The 17,398-nt window shown below is 71.0% G+C and carries 19 protein-coding genes; 9 read left to right on the forward strand and 10 right to left on the reverse strand.

From position 1 onward, the window contains the following. Window positions 1-49: 49 nt before the first annotated feature. A complete protein-coding gene (locus tag G3576_RS22060; protein WP_164696605.1) occupies window positions 50-1,066 on the forward strand; it encodes an NADP-dependent oxidoreductase in 1,017 nt (338 codons plus the stop codon). Further along, complete coding sequence (locus G3576_RS22065; RefSeq protein WP_164696607.1) at window positions 1,066-1,848, forward strand: lipase family protein; 783 nt, start codon at window positions 1,066-1,068, stop codon at window positions 1,846-1,848. The genes G3576_RS22060 and G3576_RS22065 overlap by 1 nt, the downstream gene beginning before the upstream one ends. On the opposite strand, the gene G3576_RS22070 is transcribed toward G3576_RS22065, so the two are convergent. From G3576_RS22070 to G3576_RS22085, 4 genes are all read right to left on the reverse strand, one after another. Next, a complete protein-coding gene (locus G3576_RS22070) occupies window positions 1,841-3,286 on the reverse strand; it encodes a calcium-binding protein (RefSeq protein ID WP_164696608.1) in 1,446 nt (481 codons plus the stop codon). The genes G3576_RS22065 and G3576_RS22070 overlap by 8 nt on opposite strands. Window positions 3,287-3,437: 151 nt before the next feature. Beyond that, window positions 3,438-4,148: a pirin family protein gene (locus G3576_RS22075; RefSeq protein WP_164696610.1), complete on the reverse strand. Its 711-nt coding sequence runs from the start codon at window positions 4,146-4,148 to the stop codon at window positions 3,438-3,440. 137 nt (window positions 4,149-4,285) lie between these two features. Beyond that, window positions 4,286-6,289 (reverse strand): S8 family serine peptidase, encoded by a 2,004-nt coding sequence (locus tag G3576_RS31315; protein ID WP_207622974.1) that lies wholly within the window; start codon window positions 6,287-6,289, stop codon window positions 4,286-4,288. Window positions 6,290-6,346: 57 nt separating this feature from the next. Beyond that, the gene (locus tag G3576_RS22085) at window positions 6,347-6,904 is read right to left on the reverse strand and encodes a GNAT family N-acetyltransferase (RefSeq protein ID WP_164696612.1); all 558 of its coding nucleotides are present in this window, start codon (window positions 6,902-6,904) and stop codon (window positions 6,347-6,349) included. Window positions 6,905-7,000: 96 nt separating this feature from the next. Here G3576_RS22085 and G3576_RS22090 point away from each other — a divergent pair, with 96 nt between their 5' ends. Next, entirely contained in the window at window positions 7,001-7,492 is a 492-nt protein-coding gene (locus G3576_RS22090) for a DUF1203 domain-containing protein (protein WP_164696614.1), read from the forward strand. Here the strand turns inward: G3576_RS22090 and G3576_RS22095 are convergent. The 5 genes from G3576_RS22095 to pdxH all read right to left on the reverse strand — a co-directional run bounded on the left by G3576_RS22095 (window position 7,476) and on the right by pdxH (window position 11,469). Next, complete coding sequence (locus tag G3576_RS22095) at window positions 7,476-8,093, reverse strand: hypothetical protein (RefSeq protein WP_164696615.1); 618 nt, start codon at window positions 8,091-8,093, stop codon at window positions 7,476-7,478. The two genes, G3576_RS22090 and G3576_RS22095, sit on opposite strands and share 17 nt — an antisense overlap. Before the next feature lie 69 nt (window positions 8,094-8,162). Then, entirely contained in the window at window positions 8,163-8,378 is a 216-nt protein-coding gene (locus tag G3576_RS22100) for a hypothetical protein (protein WP_164696617.1), read from the reverse strand. 158 nt (window positions 8,379-8,536) lie between these two features. Continuing rightward, entirely contained in the window at window positions 8,537-9,415 is an 879-nt protein-coding gene (locus G3576_RS22105) for a universal stress protein (protein ID WP_164696619.1), read from the reverse strand. A gap of 33 nt (window positions 9,416-9,448) precedes the next feature. Next, window positions 9,449-10,930, reverse strand: coding sequence for a bifunctional aminoglycoside phosphotransferase/ATP-binding protein (locus G3576_RS22110; protein WP_164696621.1), 1,482 nt, complete (start codon window positions 10,928-10,930; stop codon window positions 9,449-9,451). After that, on the reverse strand, window positions 10,927-11,469 hold the full coding sequence (pdxH, locus tag G3576_RS22115; protein WP_235952350.1) for a pyridoxamine 5'-phosphate oxidase: 543 nt from the start codon (window positions 11,467-11,469) through the stop codon (window positions 10,927-10,929). Before pdxH ends, G3576_RS22110 begins: the two co-directional genes overlap by 4 nt. A 186-nt stretch (window positions 11,470-11,655) precedes the next feature. On the opposite strand from pdxH, the gene fabI reads away from it, so the two are divergent. Further along, on the forward strand, window positions 11,656-12,504 hold the full coding sequence (gene fabI, locus G3576_RS22120; RefSeq protein WP_164696623.1) for an enoyl-ACP reductase FabI: 849 nt from the start codon (window positions 11,656-11,658) through the stop codon (window positions 12,502-12,504). 74 nt (window positions 12,505-12,578) lie between these two features. Here fabI and G3576_RS22125 read toward each other — a convergent pair whose 3' ends face one another. After that, a complete protein-coding gene (locus G3576_RS22125) occupies window positions 12,579-12,995 on the reverse strand; it encodes a hypothetical protein (protein WP_207622975.1) in 417 nt (138 codons plus the stop codon). 168 nt (window positions 12,996-13,163) lie between these two features. On the opposite strand from G3576_RS22125, the gene aroC reads away from it, so the two are divergent. From aroC to G3576_RS22150, 5 genes are all read left to right on the forward strand, one after another. Further along, on the forward strand, window positions 13,164-14,267 hold the full coding sequence (aroC, locus tag G3576_RS22130; protein WP_164696627.1) for a chorismate synthase: 1,104 nt from the start codon (window positions 13,164-13,166) through the stop codon (window positions 14,265-14,267). A 46-nt stretch (window positions 14,268-14,313) separates the two neighbouring features. Further along, window positions 14,314-14,721 (forward strand): DUF3592 domain-containing protein, encoded by a 408-nt coding sequence (locus G3576_RS22135; protein WP_164696629.1) that lies wholly within the window; start codon window positions 14,314-14,316, stop codon window positions 14,719-14,721. Between the two features lie 55 nt (window positions 14,722-14,776). Continuing rightward, window positions 14,777-15,187 carry a DUF3592 domain-containing protein gene (locus G3576_RS22140; protein WP_164696630.1) on the forward strand — a complete coding sequence of 137 codons (411 nt, stop codon included), beginning with the start codon at window positions 14,777-14,779 and terminating at the stop codon, window positions 15,185-15,187. A 77-nt stretch (window positions 15,188-15,264) separates the two neighbouring features. After that, on the forward strand, window positions 15,265-15,705 hold the full coding sequence (locus G3576_RS22145; RefSeq protein WP_164696631.1) for a hypothetical protein: 441 nt from the start codon (window positions 15,265-15,267) through the stop codon (window positions 15,703-15,705). Window positions 15,706-15,707: 2 nt separating this feature from the next. After that, window positions 15,708-17,375, forward strand: a complete 1,668-nt coding sequence (locus tag G3576_RS22150) for an amidohydrolase (RefSeq protein WP_164696632.1) — start codon at window positions 15,708-15,710, stop codon at window positions 17,373-17,375. Window positions 17,376-17,398: the final 23 nt, after the last annotated feature.

Consider the following 17,398-nt stretch of genomic DNA (forward strand, 5'->3'; position numbering starts at 1 on the left):
GCCAGGGGCGAGACGCCCCTGGACCGTCTCCAGTGAAAGAGATCGCTCGATGACCAGCAACCACCAGATCCTCCTCGCCCGCCGCCCGAAGGGCGCGCCCGTGCCGGAAGACTTCAAGCTGGTCGAAACCGCCATCCCCGAGCCGGCGGAAGGCGAGGTGCTGGTCCGCCACCGCTTCATCTCACTCGACCCCTACCAGCGCGGGCGGATGGATGACGCGAAATCCTACTCCAAGCCCGTCGAGCTCGGCGCGGTGATGGAATGCAGCGCCGTCGGCCAGGTCGCCGCCAGCCGCGACCCGCGCTATCGCGAAGGCGACTGGGTCATGGGCGGCTATGGCTGGCAGGCCTTCTCCGCCCGCCCCGCCAAGGCGCTGATCGCCATCGACCCAAAGGAGGCGCCCCCCTCCACCGCGCTCGGCGTGCTCGGCATGCCGGGCCTGACGGCCTGGGTGGGTCTGGAGGATATCGGCGAGCCGAAGGAAGGCGAGACGGTGGTCGTCTCCGCGGCCTCCGGTGCCGTCGGCCAGGTGGTCGGGCAGCTCGCGAAGATCCGGGGCGCGCGCGTCATCGGCATCGCGGGCGGGCCGAAGAAATGCGCCTTCGTGAAGGACACGCTGGGCTTCGATGCCGCGATCGACCACCGCGCGCCGCTCGACCCCGCGCTCGATGCCGCCTGCCCCGATGGCATCGACGTCTATTGGGAGAATGTCGGCGGCGCGGTGCAGGCGGCCGTCTTCCCGCGCCTCAATGATTTCGGCCGCATGGTCATGTGCGGCATGATCGCGCAGTACAACACCGCCAGCGGCGCCGCGGCCGCCGGCGCGCCGCCCGGCCCCAATCTCGGCCCCGTGGTGCGCAAGCGGCTGCGCATCCAGGGCTTCATCGTCAGCGACAAGGGCTGGCAGCGCTACGCACGCTTCCGGGCGGAGATGCTGGGCCACATGGCCGCCGGCCGGATGCAGTGGCGGGAGGATGTGGCGCAGGGCCTGGCCAATGCCCCCGCCGCCTTCATCGGCATGCTGGAAGGCCGCAACTTCGGCAAGCAGGTCGTCGCCCTAGATTGATGGAAGACGCCGCGCTCGCCACCCACCTCGCCGGCACCCGGGTCCTGCTCTGCTACGGGCTGCTGGGCGAGGTGATGGCGGGGCTGCGGCCCATCGGCCTCGACTACATGGCGGGGCAGCTGGATTGGCTGCGCGGCCTCGGCGTCGCCGCCTCCGTCATCCGCCTGCCGACCGTGGCGCCGGTCGGCGTCAATGCCGGACGGATCGTGGAGGCTGCGCTGGGGGAGCCCGGCCCCTTCATCCTGGTCGGCCATTCCAAGGGCGGCGTGGAGGCGCTGGCCGCCCTCCTCCGACCCGGCATGGCGGCGCGGTGCCGCGGCTTCATCGCGCTCCAGGCCCCCTTCCGCGGATCACCGGTCGCGGACCGGATCCTGCAGCACAATGCGATGCACCTCGCGGTCCATCACGCGGCGAGGCTCCTCCATCTCGGCAGCCGGCGTGGTGCCAAGGACCTCACCACCCCGGTGCGGCAGGCCTGGATGCGCGACCACGAAGCCGCCATCGCCGCGCTGGTGCAGCTGGTGCCGGTCGCGACGCTCGCCACCGCCATCGGCCCGAAGCCGGCGCCCCAGGACCGCGCCCATGCGCCGGTGGCGCGCTGGATGGAGCAGCAGGGTGCCAGGCCGAGCGACGGGCTGGTCCCCGTCGCCTCCGCCCTGATCGCCGGCGCCCGCCAGCTTGTGCTGGAAGGCGGGCACCGCGCGCTGGTCGCCGCGGGCCCCGGGCGGGACCCGATCGGCGTGCTGCGGGAGGAACTGTCCCGCCTCCCGGCCCTCAGATGATGACGTCGCCATCCGCCAGGCGGGTCACGCCGACCAGGGTCGCGATCAGCACGGCATCCTCGCCGCCCGCGCCATCGGAATCGTAGCTGAGACGCCCGTTCCGCGTATCGAACAGCACGGCCGGGCCATCGCCCGCCACCGGCGCGGCGCCCTGGATCAGCGGGCCGGAGGGGCCGAAGAACAGCCGGATCACATCCTCCCCGGACACGAAGCCCAGGATGCGGTCATTCTCCGCCGTCGGGTTGATGTACATGAACACGTCTCGCGCGCCATCCGCGGTGGTGACCAGCACATCGGCATCGACGCTGCCGAAGAAGGTATCCGCGCCCGCGCCGCCCAGCAGCGTATCGCGGCCGATGCCGCCCATCAGGAAGTCGTCGCCATCGCCGCCATCCAGGCGGTCGTTGCCGGCATCGCCATAGAGCAGGTCGTTCTCCGCCCCGCCCAGCAGGCGGTCCGCGTCGTCGCCGCCCATCAGCGTATCGGCGCCGGCCTCGCCGAAGAGGGAATCGTTGCCCGCCTCCCCGACCAGGCTGTCGCCGCCGGCGCCGCCCTGGGCGCGGTCGTCACCCTCGCCACCGGCCACCACGTCGTCGCCGCCGTCGCCGAGCAGGCGGTCATTGCCATCCCCGCCTTCCAGCGTGTCGGCACCCTCGCCGCCCTGCAGCGTGTCGAAGCCGCCCTCTCCGCGCAGCCAGTCGAGGCCGGAATCGCCGCGCAGCCAGTCGAACCCGTCCCCGCCATTCATCACGTCGTCACCGGCACCACCGCGCGCCAGATCGTCGCCGGCGCCTGCCTGGATCGCGTCGTTCCCCGCCCCGCCATCCAGCGTATCGGCGCCGACGCCCCCATTCAGCACGTCATTCCCGGCGCCGCCGATCAGCCAGTCATTGCCGGCATTGCCGGACAGGTCGTCATCATCCTGGTCGCCCATGATGGTGTCGTCACCCGTCTCGCCATGAATCACGTCCCTGCCGCGACCGCCGCGCACGCTATCGTCGCCGGCGCCGGCATGGATCGTGTCGCGGTTCGTGCTGCCCGTCAGCGTGTCGTCGCCTTCCCCGGTCACCATCAGCCACCGCCGCCCCGCCAGGGACCCGTCGATGTAGAGGCCCATCGTGGCATCGGGGTCGAGCGCCAGGCGCACATTCTCGAGCGCGAGGTAGCCCGGGGTGCCGAAGACCTCGGCCGCGAAGCTCGCCGTGCCGTAGATCGGCTGCGATGGCGCGCCGTAGCCGCCGAGGTAGAGATACTCGGAGGTGAAGGCGGCGCTCGGCGTCCCCGGCACGGCGAAGCCGCTGCTGCCATCGCCCCAGTTGAGCGCGGTGATCCGGGTGGCCAGGTCCGGCCCCGTCGTGAACAGCCACACCACCTGCAACTGCGTGGCGTCCGGCGTCACCCGGCGCTGGAGGAACACCACATCGACGAGGAATGACATCCGCTTTCTCCCGAACCGGCCCCTTCAGCCGGGCCGGGGGGAGAGTGCAACAGTGCACAAGAGTGTAAAATATGCAGCCCGCCGCAACCCTGGCGCGCATCGGGGCGGGGGGGGGGAAGCCGGGACGCCAAGGCATCCCGGCCCCGTTCGGTCATTCCTCCGCGACTTCTACCATCACGACCTCCGCGTCCTCGGTCGCGGTGATGGTCACCTCCGCCTCCCGCGCGATGCCGACGCCGTCGCGTTCGTTCAGCGCCGCGCCGTTCACCGTGGCCGAGCCCTTGGCCAGCACCAGATAGGCGGCGCGACCTTCGGCCAGCGGCTGGGTCAGCGTCTGGCCCTTGGCGATGGTCGCCGCCATCACCGCGCCGTTGACGTTGATGGGCAGCGCGCCCGTCCCCGCATCGCCGGGACGGCCGGAGGCCAGGACCTCGAACGCCGCCTCGCGGTTCGCCTTGGGGAAGGACTTGGCGCCCCAGTTCGGCTTGGCGCCGCGCTTGTCCGGCATGATCCAGATCTGGAAGATCTTGGTCGTCTCCGGCTCCAGGTTGTATTCGGCATGCACCACGCCCGTGCCGGCCGACATGATCTGGACGTCGCCCGCGCCGGTCCGGCCCTCATTGCCCATGTTGTCGCGGTGGGTGATCGCACCTTCCCGCACATAGGTGATGATTTCCATGTCGCGGTGGGGATGCGCGTCGAAGCCCGTACCGGCCGCGATCTCGTCATCGTTCCACACGCGCAGGCGGCCCCAGTTCATGCGCTTGGGGTCGTGGTAGTTGGCGAAGGAGAAATGGTGCTTCGCCTTGAGCCAGCCATGGTTCGCACCGCCGAGGCTGGTGAAGGGTCGGACGTCGATCATGGGATATCTCCCGTTCCTGTGGCCTGGGAATGTCCCTGGCCGTCTTGTCGGGCGGAGAGATAGGACGGTCCTGCGCCTTTCCACAGCCGGCATGTCCGCATCACCCCCATTCACCGCGTCAATGAGGGCCGGCCGCCTCAGGCAAAGATGAAGTCGCCCGATGTCAGGCTCGAGACCCGCGCCACATGCCCCACCAGTTCGTCGGCGGCGTCGTAGCGGCCATTGCCGTTGAGGTCCGCCAGGATGCCGATCCCCGCCACGCCGCCCAGCGTCATGGACGACAGGAAATACACCCGCACATCGTCGGAGAGCTGGATGCGGTCGCCCTTCGCGAAATCCATGATCTGCGCGTAGTCGCCCCGGCCCGCATTGGCGGCGGCGCCATCGTTGTAGAAGACGCCGCGCGCATCGCCGAGCACGAAGATGTCGTTGCCCGCGCCGCCGGTCAGCCGGTCGATGGTGCCGCGGCCGAGCGTGCCGGCGCCGGCGGGGATGCCGCACAGCACCTCCCCGGCCGCGGTGCCGACCAGCGAGTCGTTGCCCGCGGTGCCGATGATGGCGGCGGGCGTCGCGGGCGGCGTCGGGGTCGTGCCGGGCGAGGTTGCCATCAGCGCGCCGATGTCGAGCCTCCCGCCCGTCGCATCCGCCCCCTGCATGGAAGCGGTCGGCGCCGCGCTGCCCAGCAGCGCCGCCTTGATCTGCGCCGCGCTCGCATTGGGGTTGGCCGCGGCGTAGAGCACCGCCGCCCCGGTCACATGCGGCGTCGCCATGGAGGTGCCGCTGTAGCTGCCATAGGAATCGCCCGGCAGGGTGGAGAGGATGCCCTGCCCCGGCGCCGCGATATCGACCGTGCTGGCGCCGTAGTTGGAGAAGCCGGCCCGCGCGCCCGTGCTGGTCAGCGCCGCCACCGCGACCACGGCGTCATAGCCCGCGGCGGCCGTGGTGCCGTAGTTCGACGGCCAGTTGGCGACGACATCGTTGTTGTCGCCCACGCCATCCGCGCCGCCATTGCCGGCGGCGGCGATGAACAGGATGTCCTGCTTGGCGCCCCGCGCCACCGCATCCGCCACCGCCTGTGAATAGGCGCCGCCGCCCCAGGAATTGTTCGTCGCGACGAAGTTCTCGCCCTTCGTGGCCGCGGCCGCCGCACCGGTGAAATAGTCCAGCGCGCGCACGGCGGCGGAGGTGCTGCCGGATCCGTTCGCGGCCAGGAACTTCAGCGCCACCATCTGCACGTTCCAGGCGACACCCGCGACGCCGATGCCGTTGCCGCCGGCCGCGCCGATGGTGCCGGAGACATGCGTGCCATGGCCGTTGTCGTCGAAGGGGTCGTTGTCGTTGTTGGCGAAGTCCCAGCCGACCAAGTCGTCACGGTAGCCGTTGCGATCCTCGTCGATCCCGTTCTCCCAGCGCGAATCGTTCAGCAGGTCACCGGCATCGATGCGGCCATTGCGGTTGATGTCACTGACCAGCTTCGCATTGGCGCTGGCGTTCAGGTCGCGGAAGGTGATGAGGCCGTCGCGGTCCGTGTCGCTCAGCTGCGACCGCAGCAGCGACGGGATCTCGTTCTGGTTCAGCCAGACATTCAGGTAGAGGTCCTGGTGGCGGTAGTCGATGCCGGTATCGACCACGCCGACCACCGTCTTCATCGATCCCAGCTGCCCGGCCGCCCAGGCCTCGTTCGCCTGACTGCCGAAGGCGTTCTTCAGCGTGCCGGTATCGCCCAGCATCCCCCACATCCCGCCATTGGCGTAGCGCGGGTCGTTGCTGACGGCGGCGATGGAGAGTTCGGCATCGGCCTCCGCGAAGGTGATGCCGGCCAGCGGTGCCAGCAATTCCATCGCCGCTTCCGTGGTGATGCCTGGCGCGGCGGAGACCGCCGCCAGGGGGCCGGCGCCAGGCTCCGCCGCGCGCAGCCATTGCGTCACCTCCCCACCCAGCGCATCGAGCGCCGCCTGGATGATCGCGGGCGTCGCCTCCGGCGCGAACTGCACGATCAGGGCGGCGGGTTCCGGCAGCGGCGCCACGGCCTGAGCCTCCGGAGCATCGGGCAGCGGGGCCGGCGGGGTTACCGTCCAGAGCCGGGGCGCGGCCTCCTCAACGGTCTCGGGCAGGGGCGGCAGGGGGGCGATGGGCAGCACGCGGCAGACCTCATGAGAAGTTGCCTCAAAATTTAGACCCCACCCCTGAACGAATCACTAAACCGTGATCCGCCAGCGTAGCGCCGCCCCCCCGCCATGCGAGGCCGTCTTCCTGAAGCGCTCCACCAGCACGCCGCCCTGCGCCCGGATCACCGCGATGGAGGCCTCGTTGGCGGGATCGGTCGTCAGCTCCACGAAGGGCAGGCCGAGCGGCGCGATCTCCGCCAGCAGCAGGCCGAGCGCACGGGTCGCATGCCCCTCCCGCCGCCGCCAGGGCACCACGCCGTAGCCGACATGGCCCAGCACGTGGTCGGGCAGCGCCGCCGTGCCGGGCTGCCAGCGCATGTTCACGACGCCGCAGAACCCATCCGCGACGATCCAGCGGGAGAAGCCGGGCAGCCGCGGGACCGCGCTGCCATCGGGCAGGATGACCGGCGCGCCCTTCGCCTCCCGCTCATCGAGCGAGGCGAGGAAGGCCGCGGGGTCCGCCGCGATGGCATCGAGGTGGCGGAGCCGCGTCGCCTCCGGCGCCACCGCCGTCGGCGACCAGCCACGGGCGAGCGCGGCCTCGTACTCCGGCAGCAGTTCGGCATCGGGGATGCGCAACGCGGTCATGCCGCCAAGCCTGCCGCTTCCGCATGCCGGCGCAACGCGCGGATGGCGAAGCGCGGCCCCGCGCCGCCAGCATGGCGCCATCGCAGGAGCCCAAGCATGACCGCCTTCCGCTGCATCCCCATCCCCGCCGAGACCGCGACGCGCTGGCGCGAGACGGGCCGCGACGACCGCGGCAATGCGCTGATCCGGCGCACCGTCGATGGCCCCGGCTTCCCCTGCCGCCACTGCCTGCGGCTGGGCCAGCCCGGCCAGGTCATGCTGCTCGGCAGCTACGACCTGCCGCGCCCGCTTGGCGTCTATTGGACGCCGAGCCCGATCTTCCTGCATGCCGAGGAGGCCGACTGCCCGCGCTTCGAGGAGGCGGACTGCATCGCGCCGACGGTGCTGGCCAACGGCCTGGTCTCCGTCCGCGCCTATGACGGCGACGACCTCTGCCTCTACGATCTGGGCCAGGTGACGGAGGGGGCCGAGGTCGCGGCGCCGCTGGCCCGGGCGCTGGCGGACCCGCGCACCGCGCATGTGAACATCCACACCGCACGACCGGGCTGCCTGCTGGTGGCGGTCGCGCGCCTCAGCGATCCAGCATGAAGGGCGCGTAGTGCGCGAGGATGCCGTCGATGGCGCCCTCCCCGTGCTCCTCCTCGATCCCCTCCACCACATCGGCCGTCGCCGCCGCGCCGATCGCCTCGGGCGGCAGCGCCGCGCGGATGAACTCTTCCGGCCCCGCATAGACGGCGTAGTCACCCTCATTCGCATGGATCGCGAAGGAGAGGTCTGCCGGGAACAGCATATGGAAGCCGGTATAGTGCGCCTCGAAGAAGCGAGAGGTCGGGTCCGGATCGGTGGCCACGCGCCAGACGGCGGAGGGGCCTTCGATCATCGGGTGGACCGAAGTACCAAGCAGGAAGGCATGGCCGCGACTCCGAGCTGCCTCGGCGAGCCGGGCGACCCATTCCTCCTTCCACATGAGGTAGTGATCCACGAGCTGTACGCGCCAGCCGCGACTGCACAGCCAGGCATTCGATAGCCGCGTGCCAGCAACGCCATTCGGGGCGATGAATGTCTCGAGGGTCGTCCAGGCGAGATCATGCAGCGCAATCTGCTGCCCAGCCGTCCCCGCACGAGGCATCTCGCCGAGCGTCTCGAGGATACCGGCCGGGCTCGGTTTGGCCGTGGGAGTTTCAGGCATTGAATCAGCCATCATCTTTCGCAAGAAGGGGCCGATCGGCACGCGCCGATCGGCCCCGGCCGAGACGCCTTATTCCAGCATGAAGGGCGCGTAGTGCGCGAGGATGCCGTCGATGGCGCCTTCCCCGTGCTCCTCCTCGATCCCCTCCACCACATTGGCCGTCGCCGCCGCGCCGATCGCCTCGGGCGGCAGCGCCGCACGGATGAAGTCTTCGGGCCCTGCATAGACGGCGTAATCGCCATCATTGGCGTGGATCGCGAAGGACAAATCCTCCGGGAACAGCATGTGGAAACGGCAGTAATGCGCCTGGAAGAAACGGTTGATGGCGCCCGCATCCGGCGGAATCGGAGGATTTTCCTAGAACAAATCAAGAGCGTACGCAACGAAAAAATGCCCGGCGCCAGCCCCCGAAGGGCCAGCGCCGGGCGGGCCGCCTCAGCCGCTCAGCGGCACATCAGGATAGGGATCTCGCTGTTCTCCAGCACATGCCGCGTCACGCCACCCAGGATCAGCTGGCGCAGGCGGGAATGGCTGTAGGCGCCCTGGACCATCAGGTCTGCGCCGAAATCCCGGGCGGCGCCGAGCAGGCCCGCCCCCACTTCCCGCGTCGCCGGCTTGAAGGGCACCACCTCCGCCTCGATCTCGTGCCAGCGCAGATAGGCGCGGATGCCCTCCGCCAGCGGCCCGCGGCGCTGGTAGTCGTCGGAGCAGAGGATGCGCACCGCCTGCGCCCGGTGCAGCCAGGGCAGCGCCGCGGCGACCGCCGCCGCGCTCTCCGCGCTGCCGTTCCAGGCGATGCAGACGCGGGACCCGATGACGGCGGGCGCCTGGCGCGGCGCGATCAGCACGGGCCGCCCGCTGTCGAACAGCACGGCATGCAGCGCATCGCTGCTGCTGACATCCTCATCGGCCTCGGGATGCGGCACGACGGCCATGTCGTAGAGGCGCGACTGCTGCGCCACCACATCCTCCTCCCGCCCCGCGATCGCCTCGAAGGAGATGGTGACCCCCGGCACCTTCAGCGCCGTGTTGGGGTCGGAGGCCAGCGTCAGGTCGCCATGGACGGAGGCGAATTTCTCGAACAGGGAGCGCACGCGGCCGGCGCGCTCCCCGCTCTCGCGCTCGGTCGCGGCCATCATCTCCTCGATCATGGCGCCGGACAGGCCCTCGCCCGCCAGGGGCGCGACGTCGCGGGCATCCACGCGCACATGGAGACAGTGCAGATGGGCATTCCAGATGCGCGCGATCATCAGCGCGGTGGACATCGCGGCCTCCCCGGCCGCGGTCCCGGTCAATGGCAGCAGCAGGCGGCGATAGGCCATCGCGCCCCTCCTCTCGTTGCAAAGCCTTCCGGGTTAACTGTATGCGCCGATTCCGCCAGACAAGGCCAGGGTGGCGCGGGCGGCATCGCGCGGCGCGGTGGCATCCAGGCGTTGCCAGGTGATCACGCCGGGGTCTGCGGTGGCGGCGCTTTCCAGCACCGCGACGGTGGCGTCCGAGGCATCGCCGACGCGTTTCTCGACCCGTTCCCGCAGCACCGCCATCGGCGCTTCCAGCCAGAAGCCGGTGAAGGGGTGCGGCGCCGCCGCTTCCTCGGCCTCCGCGCGTCGGACCGGGTTCAGGAAGACGGCATCCAGCACCACCGAATGCCCCGCCGCCAGCGCCTGCCGCGCGAGGTCGAACATCGCCGCATGAACCGCGAGGCTTTCGCCCTCGGCATAGGCCGAGGCCGGCAACTTCTCCTCCGGCGCCACGCCGGCGCGACGCTTGCGGATCTCATCCGTGCGCAGATGCAGCGCGCCCGGCGCCACGCCGAGATCGGGGGCGAGGTCCCGCGCCAGCCAGGTCTTGCCCGTGCCCTGCAGCCCGCCGATCGCGACCAGCCGAGGCGGCACCGGCGCCAGATGCGCCTCCGCCGCCGCGAGATACGCCATCCCGTCGCCGCCCCGCCGTGCCTCCACATGCGCCCGCACCATGGCGCGCAGCGCCATCCAGAAGGGCAGCGCCGCGAGCATCCCGATATCGGGATCGCGGGCGAGGTAGCGGTTCAGCACGCGGTTCGCGGCAGGGCGCTGGCCACGCCGGAGCAGGTCCATCAGCAGGAAGGCCAGGTCGTAGCCGGTATCGGTGGTGGCCAGTACCTCGTCGAATTCCAGCGCGTCGAAGGGCGTGGGCCGCCCCGCCAGCAGCACGAGGTTGCCGAGGTGCAGGTCGCCATGGCAGCGCCGCACCCGCCCGGCCGCCGCCCGCGCCCGCAGCAGCGGCGCCAGGGCTTCCAGCCGCGCCTGCATGGCGGCGCCGAGCGCCAGCACGCGCGCCTCCGGCAGCCCCGTCGCCAGGCAGTCCCGGACGTTGCCGGCCAGCACCGCCCCGGCCCGCCCCGGGGCATCGAAGCCCGGCGGCGCCGGCGCGGCCGCTTCGTGGCTCGCCAGCACCGCATCCGCCATGGCGTCCAGCAGCTTCCCATCCAGCCCGCCGCGATCCGCGACGGCATCAAGGAAATCGGCCGCCGGCACCGGCGCCATGCGCAGCACCCAGTCCACCACCGGGCCCTCGCCGCCCAGCGCCAGCGCGCCATCGGCGCCCCGCGTCACCGGCACCACATCCCGGTAGAGCCCGGGCGCCAGCGGCTGGTTCAGCGCGAGTTCCCGCCGCGCGAATCCCTCCCGCGCCTCCAGGGGCGCGAAATCGAGGAAACCCAGCGTCACCGCCTTCTTCAGCTTCCAGGCGGTGTCGGCACCCACGAAGACGGCGGAGATATGCGTCTCGATCGGATCGGCGCCCGAGAGGCGGCGGAGCAGCGCCGCGACCTCAAGCTGCTCCGCCGGGATGCTCACGGGTACAGCATCTCCATCTCCCACCCCTCGCCGACGCGGTGGAAGACGCGGCGTTCATGCAGGCGGAAGGGCATGTCCCGCCACAGCTCCATCCGGTCCGGCACCAGGCGGAAGCCGGACCAGAAGTCGGGGCGGGGGATCTCCCCGATCCCGAATTTCAGCGTGTATTCCGCCACCGCCTTCTCCAGCGCGAAGCGGCCTTCCAGCGGGCGGGACTGCCTGCTCGCCCAGGCGCCGATCCGCGATCCCCGGGCGCGGGAGGCGTAGTAGGCATCCGCCTCCTCCGCGCTCACCGGCTCGACCCGCCCCTCGACGCGGACCGAGCGCTGCAGCGTCTTCCAGTGGAAGCAGAGCGCGGCGAAGGGGTTGGTGCGAAGCTCGCCCCCCTTCCGGCTTTCGAGGTTGGTGTAGAACACGAATCCGCGCGCATCGACGCCCTTCAGCAGCACCATCCGGGCACTCGGCCGGCCTTCCGGCGTGCAGGTTGCCAGGCAGACGGCGTTGGGGTCATTCGGCTCGGTTTTCGCGGCCTCCGCCATCCAGGCCTCGAACCCCGCGATCGGGTCCTCGGTCGCCTTGATGCGGTGGGCGGCAGCGTCGGTGGGGGCGTCCACGGGTCTTCTCCTGGTCGGGCGGTCAAGGCGGCGGAGGTCAGGCCCCTTGCCCGGGACAAGGCCATGTGCCACCACCCCCCGACCTCCGCAACCACTGCCGGTCCCATTCTCATGCCCGATGCCGAGACGCCCGATCCAGCCGCGCTCGCCGTGCCCCGCGGCACGCTGATGGCGGGCAAGCGCGGCGTCATCATGGGCGTCGCCAATGACCGCTCCATCGCCTGGGGCATCGCCCAGGCCGTAGCCGCCCAGGGCGGCGAGATCGCCTTCACCTACCAGGGGGAGGCGCTGGAGAAGCGCGTCCGCCCGCTGGCGGAGGGCATCGGCAGCAAGCTCGTCCTGCCCTGCGACGTCTCCGACGATTCCAGCATCGACGCCGCCTTCGACGCCATCAAGGCGGAATGGGGCGGCATCGACTTCGTCGTCCACGCCATCGGCTTCGCGGACAAGCAGTTCCTGCGCGGCCGCTACATGGACACGCCGAAGGGCGCCTTCCTGCAGGCCATGGACATCTCGGTCTATTCCTTCGTGGCCGTTGCCCAGCGCGCCGTCCCGCTGATGAAGCCGGGCGGGTCCCTGCTGACCATGTCCTACCTCGGCGCGGAACGCGTGACGCCGCACTACAACGTCATGGGCGTGGCCAAGGCGGCGCTGGAAGCCAGCGTGCGCTACATGGCGGCCGATCTCGGCAAGGCCGGCATCCGCGTCAACGCCATCTCCGCCGGCCCGATCAAGACGCTGGCGGCCAGCGGGATCGGCGACTTCCGCTACATCCTGAAGTGGAACCAGTACAACGCGCCGCTCGAGCGCAACGTCACCATCGAGGATGTCGGCGGCTCGGGGCTCTATTTGCTGTCGGACCTGTCCTCCGGCGTGACGGGCGAGGTCCACCACGTGGATTGCGGCTACCACATCGTCGGCATGAAGAACCCGGACGCGCCGGATATCGCGACGGTCTGAGACAAGGGGGAGCGCTGCTCCCCCTTGACCCCCTCGCCAGGGGCGAGACGCCCCTGGACCGTCGGGAATGGGGACTAGCCGCGCAGCAGGCCCAGCAGCGAACCCAGCGTCAGGCCGACCAGCAGGAGGCCGGCCACAGCCGCCGTGACGGTGCGGTTCCACAGCGTGTCCAGCGCCAGGTCCGTCGTCAGCATCTCCGGCCGCGCCGGGTCCGCCATCACCGCGACCGTGTAGGCGCCCGTGTGGAAATCGGCGAAGACGTAGTTCACCTCCCGCGTATAGCGTCCCGATTTCGACTGCACGGAGAGCGTCGCGTTGCAGATGTGGACGAACACCTTCGAACTGCACGACCCCTGCGTGACCCGCGCATCGGCATAGGGCATGGCACTGCCCCTCACCTGCCAGTCCGACACCAGGTTCGGCAGCGTGTAGACGCCAAGCGCGATGGTCAGGCCGCCGAACATCAGCAGGCCGAGAAGGCTCTTGAGCACATCGCCCCAGCTGCGTCTGGGGGCCGGTGGCGGGGCAACAGGTGCGGGATTCGTCTGCATGCCGCAGCGTTACCGAACCGCAGCCAACCATGAAGCTGCCGCCCGGTTACATCCACGCGATCCGGCCCCTCGCCCGGCACGCGGCCTTGCTGTAATCCCGCCGGCACCATGAGCCACAACACCTTCGGCCAGCTCTTCCGCTTCACCACCTGGGGCGAGTCCCACGGCCTCGCCATCGGCTGCGTCGTCGATGGCTGCCCGCCGCGCATCGGCCTGACCGAGGCCGACATCCAGCCCTATCTGGACCGCCGCCGCCCCGGCCAATCCAAGTTCGTGACGCAGCGGCAGGAACCGGACCAGGTGAAGATCCTGTCCGGCACCTTCGAGGGTGCGACCACCGGCACCCCCATCGCGCTGCACATCGAGAACACCGACCAGCGCAGCAAGGACTACGGCGAGATCAAGGACCGCTTCCGCCCCGGCCATGCGGACCTGACCTATGAGCTGAAATACGGCATCCGCGACTATCGCGGCGGCGGCCGATCCAGCGCCCGCGAAACCGCCATGCGCGTCGCCGCCGGCGCCATCGCCCGCAAGGTGCTGGAAGGCGTGACCATCCGCGGTGCCCTCGTCTGCATGGGCGGGGACTGGATCGACCGGTCCCGCTTCGACTGGGCGGAGGTGGACAACAACCCCTTCTTCTGCCCCGACCCCATCGCCGCCGCGCGGTGGGAGGAGAAGCTGACCGCCATCCGCAAGGCCGGCTCCTCCGTCGGCGCGATCGTGGAGGTGGTGGCGGAGGGCGTGCCCCCCGGCCTCGGCGCGCCGATCTACGGCAAGCTCGATGCGGACATCGCGGCCGGCCTGATGTCCATCAACGCCGTCAAGGCGGTGGAGATCGGGGACGGCTTCTCTGCCGCATCGCTCTCCGGGGAGGGCAATGCCGATGAGATGCGCATGGGCCCGGACGGGGAGGTCGCGTTCAGCTCCAACCACGCCGGCGGCATCCTGGGCGGCATCTCCACCGGCCAGCCCGTGGTCGCCCGCTTCGCCGTGAAGCCGACGTCGTCGATCCTGACGCCGCGGGCCAGCGTCGATCGCTTCGGGCAGGACGTCGAGGTGCTGACCAAGGGCCGCCACGACCCCTGCGTCGGTATCCGCGCGGTGCCGGTGGGGGAGGCGATGCTGGCCCTGGTGCTGGCCGACCACCTGCTGCGCCACCGTGCCCAGAACCCGGACGCGCCGCTGCGGGCCAGGCTGCCGCGGAACTGAGGGCGGCGCGCTTGCGCCCGCCTCCCGCGATTGTTTCTCTGCAGGCATGAGCGGCTGGATCGGCCCCGCGGTCGTGCTGTTCATGATCGCGGGTATTGCCTTCATGACCTTACTCGAAATCCAGGCCATGCGGCGAAACCGGCGCTGGACGCGCGCGGACGCCATCGTCTGCGCCGACCCAGAGCACCTGGCCCTGAAGCCGTCCCGGCAGCCGCGCGTTTCGGAGACGGTCATGTTCGAGCGCCCCGCCGGCCCCTGCGTGGCGTGGCTCTACACTGGCCATCCCAATCGGCGCCCGATCGGCATGATCATCGCCATCGCCTACAACCCCGACGATCCTTCGCAGGTCCAACTCTTCCACGGAGTCGAGGAGCACTGGCTGCGCCTGGCGTCCCTGGGCTGCGGCCTGGGGCTCATCCTGTTCGGCCTCTGGCGCATGCTCACCATGGCCTGAGAGCCGGACCACAACCGCCCTTGCACGACCGGGCCGCCGTCGTTTCACTGCCGCCATGGATGACTGGTCGGGTCTCGCCTTATGGCTGCTGGTGGTCGCCATTCCCGGCGCCGGCTTGGTGGCCTGCGCCGCCGGCCTTCGCCGTTGCCTGCGATGGCACTCCGCCGACGCGGTCGTCTGCCCCGATACCGAGCATCCGCGCCTTCCGCCCGCGCAGCCTCCCCGTCGCGCGCTGACCGTGATGTTCGAAAGCCCCTGTGGGCCCTGCACGGCGCGGTTGAGTTACCTGGACGAGGAAGCAGGCTTCCCGGTCGGATCGACGATCCGCGTCGTGTTCAACCCGGCCAAGCCGACCGAGGTCGCGTTCCGGCACAGCATCATCGGGCACGCCATCGGGCTGCTGTTCTTCGGCGCCGTGCTGGCGTTCCTGTTGGCCCTGCCCTGGCGGATCGGCGTCGCCGGCTGAGGCCACCCTTCCCGCCCTGCTCTCCCGCGCGATAGCCTCGCCACACAGCGCCCGAACGGCGCGAGGGGAGATGTTCCATGAGCCATCCGCGCATCCTCGGCCGCCGCGCCGCGATTCTCGCCTGCACCGCGATCGTCGCCGCCACCCCCACCCGCGCCGCCACCACCACGCCGCTGCGTGACCTCTACGACGAGGCCGGCTCCGCCCCCTCCCCCCTCGCGAAAACCCTCGACGGCCAGCGCGTCACCCTCACCGGCCTCGTCGCCCCCGTCCCCACCGCCGCGCCCGGCTGGCTCGCGCTGGGGGAGGCCGCTCTCGTCCCCTGCCAGCTCTGCGGCGGCGCGCATGACTGGCCGATTGGCGTCGTCGCCGTCCACGCCCCCGGCCTGCCCCACATCGCGGACCCCTATACCCGCGTGACGCTCACCGGCGTGCTGGACCTCAGCGAAGCCGCCCGCGAACCGACCGGCCTGCCGGACCGCCTGGTGCTGCGCGACGCCGGCCTGGCCAGCGCCTGACCATGCGGAGCCTCCTCCTCGCCCTGCTGGCACTCGCCCCGCCAGCCCTGGCGCAGCCCGCGGAAACGCTGCTGCGCAACGGCCGCATCCACACCCAGGACGCCACCGAAAGCACGACCACCGCCGTCGCCATCCGCGATGGCCGCTTCGTCGCCACCGGCGCGGCGGCGGAGGCGCTGGCCGGCCCGGCGACCACCGTCATCGACCTCGGCGGCCGCACCGCCATCCCCGGGCTGATCGACAGCCATGTCCACCAGCACCAATGGGGCATGAACCTGCCCGCGGTGCAGCTGCTCGATACGCGCTCCATCGCCGATGTCCTCGCCCGCATCGGCGAACGCGCCCGCGCCACGCCGCCGGGCGACTGGGTCATCGCCTCCTCCCTCTGGCATGAGAGCATCCTGGCCGAGGGCCGGCTGCCGACGCGCTGGGAACTCGACAGCGTCGCGCCGAACAACCCCGTCTTCATCCCCCGTGGCGGGCATGTGGTGGCGGTGAACAGCCAGGCCCTCGCCCGCGCCGGCGTGACGCGGGACACGCCCCAGCCCGCCGGCGGCGTCATCGTGAAGCGGGAGGATGGGGAGCCGACGGGCGTGCTGCTCATCGCCGGCGCCACCGCCCTGGTCCGCCGCGTCCTGCCGCCCCCGCCGCCCATTCCGGAGCAGACGCGCCTGGTGACGGAGGCGATGAGGGAGCTGAACGCGCTGGGCGTCACCACCGTCGTCGAGCCCGGCATCACCGACGAGATCGCCGGCATCTACCGCGAACTCCGCGACCAGGGGCGGATGACGGTCCGCACCTGGCTGCTCTGGCGCGCCGCGACGGGGGAGCAGATCCGCCGCGGCATCGCCGCCCAATCCGGCTGGCCGCAGCACCCCATGCTCCGCACCGGCGGCATCAAGTGGCTGCTGGATGGGGGCGTGGAGGGCGGCCGGATGAACGACCCCTATCGCATCGTGCCGGGCGAGCAAACCAACCCCGATTATCGCGGCATCCTGCTGCTGCCCGCCGGTGGCGAGCCCGAATTGCTGGAGGGGCTGCGCGCCATCCACCGCGCCGGGCTGCAGATCCAGACCCATGCGGTGGGCGACTACACCATCGACCTGATCACCCGCCTCTACGGCCAGGTGGACCGCGAACTCGGCCCGGTCCGGCCGCTGCGCTGGACGGTGATGCACATCTTCCTGCCGACGCCGCCCGCGCTGGCGGAGATGGCTAGGCTCGGCATCATGGCGACCGCGCAGAACCACCCCGTGCTGCTCGGCCACAACCAGCGGCGCTGGTGGGGGGATGAGCGCGCGGCCTATTCCATCCCGATCCGCCGCATCCTCGATGCCGGCGTGCATGTCGGCGGCGGCACGGATGCCCCCGTGGTGCCGGGCGATCCCTTCCAGTCCATGTGGTGGATGACCACGCGCGGGACGCTGGCGGGCTATCGCCTCGGCCCCGAGCACGCGATCACGCCGCGGGAGGCGCTGCGCCTCTACACCATCAACAACGCCGTGCTGCTGGGGGCAGAGGCCGAGCTCGGCTCCATCGAACCCGGCAAGCGCGCGGACCTGGTGGTGCTGTCGCAGGACCTGCTCGGCGTGGAGCCGGAGCGGATCCGGGAGACACGGGCGCTGCTGACGATGGTGGGCGGCCAGGTCGTCCATCGGCGCGGGCTGTAACCGCCGGATGTCTTTCGTACACA

Source organism: Falsiroseomonas algicola, from assembly GCF_011040385.1.
GTDB classification, from domain to species: domain Bacteria; phylum Pseudomonadota; class Alphaproteobacteria; order Acetobacterales; family Acetobacteraceae; genus Falsiroseomonas; species Falsiroseomonas algicola.